This is a genomic window from Flavobacterium geliluteum, assembly GCF_017948595.1.
In the GTDB taxonomy this organism is placed as follows: Bacteria; Bacteroidota; Bacteroidia; order Flavobacteriales; family Flavobacteriaceae; genus Flavobacterium; species Flavobacterium flavipigmentatum.
Genome location: NZ_JAGFBV010000056.1, coordinates 1 through 4439, shown reverse-complemented (window position 1 = coordinate 4439; position 4439 = coordinate 1). Strand labels below are relative to the sequence as shown.

The 4439-nt window shown below is 33.3% G+C and carries 5 protein-coding genes and 1 pseudogene; 4 read left to right on the top strand and 2 right to left on the bottom strand.

Annotation, left to right across the window (positions count from 1 at the left end; all coding sequences use genetic code 11):
- Positions 1–387 precede the first annotated feature (387 nt).
- From J3495_RS19280 to J3495_RS18820, 3 genes are read left to right on the top strand one after another with little or no spacing between them, the layout of a single operon-like run.
- Positions 388–714 carry a TonB-dependent receptor gene (locus J3495_RS19280; RefSeq protein ID WP_236025515.1) on the top strand — a complete coding sequence of 109 codons (327 nt, stop codon included), beginning with the start codon at positions 388–390 and terminating at the stop codon, positions 712–714.
- 11 nt (positions 715–725) lie between these two features.
- Positions 726–2045: a RagB/SusD family nutrient uptake outer membrane protein gene (locus J3495_RS18825; protein WP_210668498.1), complete on the top strand. Its 1320-nt coding sequence runs from the start codon at positions 726–728 to the stop codon at positions 2043–2045.
- A gap of 57 nt (positions 2046–2102) precedes the next feature.
- Positions 2103–2861 (top strand): LytR/AlgR family response regulator transcription factor, encoded by a 759-nt coding sequence (locus tag J3495_RS18820; RefSeq protein ID WP_210668497.1) that lies wholly within the window; start codon positions 2103–2105, stop codon positions 2859–2861.
- A gap of 5 nt (positions 2862–2866) precedes the next feature.
- Here J3495_RS18820 and J3495_RS18815 read toward each other — a convergent pair whose 3' ends face one another.
- Positions 2867–3781 (bottom strand): hypothetical protein, encoded by a 915-nt coding sequence (locus J3495_RS18815; RefSeq protein WP_210668496.1) that lies wholly within the window; start codon positions 3779–3781, stop codon positions 2867–2869.
- A gap of 341 nt (positions 3782–4122) precedes the next feature.
- Between J3495_RS18815 and J3495_RS18810 the strand changes: the two genes are divergently transcribed.
- Positions 4123–4296, top strand: coding sequence for a hypothetical protein (locus J3495_RS18810; protein ID WP_210668495.1), 174 nt, complete (start codon positions 4123–4125; stop codon positions 4294–4296).
- A 33-nt stretch (positions 4297–4329) separates the two neighbouring features.
- Here the strand turns inward: J3495_RS18810 and J3495_RS19500 are convergent.
- Positions 4330–4439, bottom strand: a pseudogene (locus J3495_RS19500) (IS982 family transposase); the annotation flags it as partial.

Genomic DNA, 4439 nt, shown 5'->3' with positions numbered 1-4439 from the left:
TAATAGAAAACGTCTGCATTCTTCTTTGGGATATAAAACACCTAAAGAAATCGAACTAGAATTTTATAAAATTAAAAGTGTAGCATAGGTCTTAGAAAATTTGTCCCACTTTTTGTTGCAAGTCCACAATCGCGCTTAACAGCAACAGAAACACGTAACCTATTTACCTACGTAGGAGATCGTGACCCTAAATTTACAGGAGGTTTTATCAACACGTTTAAAGTACATAACTTTGACCTAACCATTGCTACTACTTTTAATATTAAACAAACTGTAGTTGAGAGACCTCCTTATAGTGGAACTGAAGTAGACCGTGGACAAAACTATTCTACGGATATCTTAAATGCCTATTCACCGACAAATACCAGCTCAAACTTACCTGGTATCGTGGGTAAAAATTCTGGAACAGGTGATTCATGGATGGCTTACGACTGGTATGCTACAGCAAATACAGTAGACACTTATGCTTTACTTGACACATGGGTAAAAGAGATGAGTTACATGAGATTAAGCAGTCTTCGTTTAGGATATTCTTTACCTAAAAAAGCGACAAATAGTGTTTTCATGGAAGATATCAGATTTAGTGTAGAAGGAAGAAACTTATTTGTTGTCAGTTCGGATTACAAAGGTTACTTTGATCCTGAAACTTATGGAAATATCTACGCACAACCAATCCCTAGATCAATATCTCTAGGATGTAACTTAACTTTTTAAACTGATTTAAAATGAAAAATATATTAAAATATGCATTCTTTTTCGTTGCAGCTATAACTACAGTAGGCTGTGATGATTATCTGGACGTACAGCCTATTGGCAGAGTAATCCCTGAAACATTAACAGATTACAGAAGTGTACTTACAAGAGGATACGAAGCTTTTCCTAAACATAAGTCGCTTACTACATTAAGAGGTGATGAAATCATATTAGACCAATATAGCCAGGATTTCGCTTATTTCAGAGATATTTATGTATGGAATGATAGAAACCCTGATAAGATTACAACAAGTTTTCAATACGATGCTCTTTACAATACCATTTTTTATGCAAATGTTATTATTAATGATGCAGCAGGTAAACTTGAAGCCTCTGCTGATAAAGATCAATTAATTGGAGAAGCTTATGCTTTAAGAGCTTACTCGTATTTCGACTTATTGAACTTATTTGCAAAACCTTACAATACTGCTACAGCAGGTACTGACAAAGGTGTTCCATTAGCTTTAAAAGTAGATTTAGAGCAGGCTTATACTCCAGAAAGTGTTGCTAAAGTTTACGAGCAAATTCTTTCTGATAAGGAGGAAGCTAAAAGATTGCTTACTAAAGATACTCAGACTAAAGGATTGAACTACCGTTTTTCTAAAGCAGCTATTTATGCATTAGAATCTCGTATTTTCTTATACCAAAAAGAGTGGACAAAAGCTGTAGAAGCAGCAAACAAAGCATTAACATACAAAAATACTTTAGTTGATTTAAATGCAACTCCTGTACTAACAACAAGCTATGATGGTGTTGAATCTATATTAGCACTTGAAGATGTTTTTTCAAATAACTTAAAAGGAGCTGGTTATGTTTCTTCAGATTTATTAGATGCTTACGATCAGACAAATGATTTACGTTTTGGAGTATATTTTCAAAAACTTGGAGGTGATTATGTTTTTAGAAAAGGAGGAGAACTTGCTCAAAAATGCTCTTTCAGAGCATCTGAATTATATTTAACAAAAGCAGAAGCTTCATCTCAATTAAGTGACCTTACAACGGCAAGAACTACTGTATTGGATTTTATCAAAAAAAGATATAAAGCTGCAGGTTTCAATCAGCTTAGTATTGAAATTGATGCAATGAACCAAACAGAACTACTTGCCTTTATTGCTCAGGAAAGACAGCGTGAGTTTGCTGCAGAAGGACACCGTTGGTTTGATTTGAGAAGAACAACTCAAAAATCAATCAAACACACAGTAATTGATCAGGATTATACATTAATCCAAAATGACCCACGTTATACACTGCCATTCCCACAGAATGCACGTTTAAATAATCCAAACTTGTAGATTCAATTAAGCTCCGTTTTTAACGGAGCTTTTTTTTACCTTTGCAAAAAAAAGGAAATGAAAATTGCCATTATTGAAGATGAACATCTGGCTTCGAATTATCTGAAATCAACTCTAGAACAACAAACTATAATTGCGATCACCGCAATCACGGTTCTAAAATCTGTAAAAGATGCTATTGCTTTTTTCACAAAAAACACTGTTGATCTTGCTTTTATGGATATTCATTTAGGAGACGGAAAAAGCTTAGACATTTTTGAAAAAATTGCGGTCTCCTGCCCCATCATTTTTATAACCGCTTACGACTCTTATGCGGTCAAAGTTTTTAAACATTTTACCATAGACTATCTTCTTAAACCGTATGAAGAAGAAGAATTATTAGAAGCCTTATCAAAATACAAAAACATAAAAGCAACTTTTAATCCCAACCCAATTGTTGAATCATTGGTTGAAATTGAAAATCAAAGCAATATACAGCATCACTTTTTGGTCAATCACAGAGATAAACTCATCTCTATCAATACTACTTCAATTACTTATTTTTTTGCCACAGGAAAACATCTTTTTATTTATACCCAATCTGGGAACAGCCATTTGTACAACAGCAATCTAAAAGACCTCATTAACAAACTAGATCCGTCACTTTTTTTTAAAGTAAATCGAAAGTACATTATCAGCCGTAATCATATTCAGGAAATTATTAAACACTCCAGCCAAAAAATAGAGATCGTTCTGAATGTGGCGTGCCCAGATGCCGAACCCATTATTCTGAGCAAAAAAGAAATCAATAATTTTAAAAGCTGGCTTAATTCTTAAATAGGCTAATGCTTTCCATACTTATTCAAAATATACTGCGTCACAGGACGAAGCGGATTATCATTTTCAGGATGTCTTCCGTGTGTATTAAAAAAATCTACCCCATTGGCCGTCTTGGCATACCAAATAAGGGCTTCCCCATTTTTAAAACAAGTTGTAGTATCAGAAAGATTAATTTTTTTGAGTTCAAACTTACTTTCATCAAAGGGTTCTACACTATTTAGCTGCACAAATCCTTCAACTTTCAAATTACAATCTACCCTTTCGTAATGATCACCCGACCATTGCATGCAATCTTTTTTAAAGAAAGCAAAATAAATTACAGCCGATATTAAACAAAAAATAAGGGCTACACTAATGATGGTCCCTTTTGATTTTTTTAAAAGTGTTTCACAACACTTTTTCTTAAAACTAATAAAAAGGTTTATCGGAGTGTTGACTCTCGCTGGCTTTACTTCTTTTACTTCAGATAGTACTTCAAGTAGTTGTTCTTTTTTTACAACTAATTCTGAATTATAAAACCTGTTAATTCCTTTATTCTCATCTTCCCGATTACTCGTTCTAAATTTAGCATATGGGCGTGGTGTAAAATCCAGCAATATGGCTGCAAGATTTACAGCATCAACATTTGTCGGATCTGTTTCTCCTTTAAAAAAAGTCTCAATTGGTCTAAACTTATCTTTCTGCTCTTTAAACTTATTCTTCGTATTAATACTAAAAGGTAATCCTAAAAAAGTATTAAAAACAGTCAAATCGTCTTGATGTACGTTTGGTTTTTCAAATATTTCCCAACATAAATCCCGGAGTTTTGCTCTCGTTGGAGCGCTCAAATAAGTAAAATATCGGCCGTCTTTTTCTTCCTCATATTTATTTTTAACGGCAATTTTATAATCTTCAAAAGTAGTGTTGGACATAGGCATTACAAATTTATTTTAGGAATTTCCGGGAACTTTAAGGAATTGTCAGGAGTGGAAAAAACTTAATAGGAATTCCGGGAATTCCCTATCAATGCAGGCTTGTAATCGTATTTCCTTTGTACCAGAAATTAGTTGTTGTTCGATATCGAAATAAAACAAATGTACAAAACTAGTTCAATTAAAAGTGCGGAAAACCGTAAGACGGACTTTATCTGGGAAGTATAAATAAAATCATACTGTTCTACGCACTTCACTTCCCAAAAAGCAACTTGGTATTGTCTTAAAAACAGCTCCGGAAAAGTTCCGGACAGCAATACCTATATCTAATTTTAATTCAAATTATCATGAAAAAATTAATATTATTGGGAGCGTTTGCGCTATTGGGTTCAACAATTGTTTCTTGCACTGCTGAGGAAATGGAATCACAAACAAAAAAGGAAATTAAAAAAACAATTCAACCCGTTGCAGATGGCCCTGGTGATGATCCTATAGTTCCGCCACCACCAAAAAAAGATTAATTAAAAGTAATCATATATAATTAATTCAAGTTGCTAGTTAATTGTTTTATTTAATTGTAATCCGAATACAAACAATGTAAGCTTTATTAGAAATCCTTCCAATGTAACAGCATGTATTGTTCTGGGGAATAATTTTTTAATAT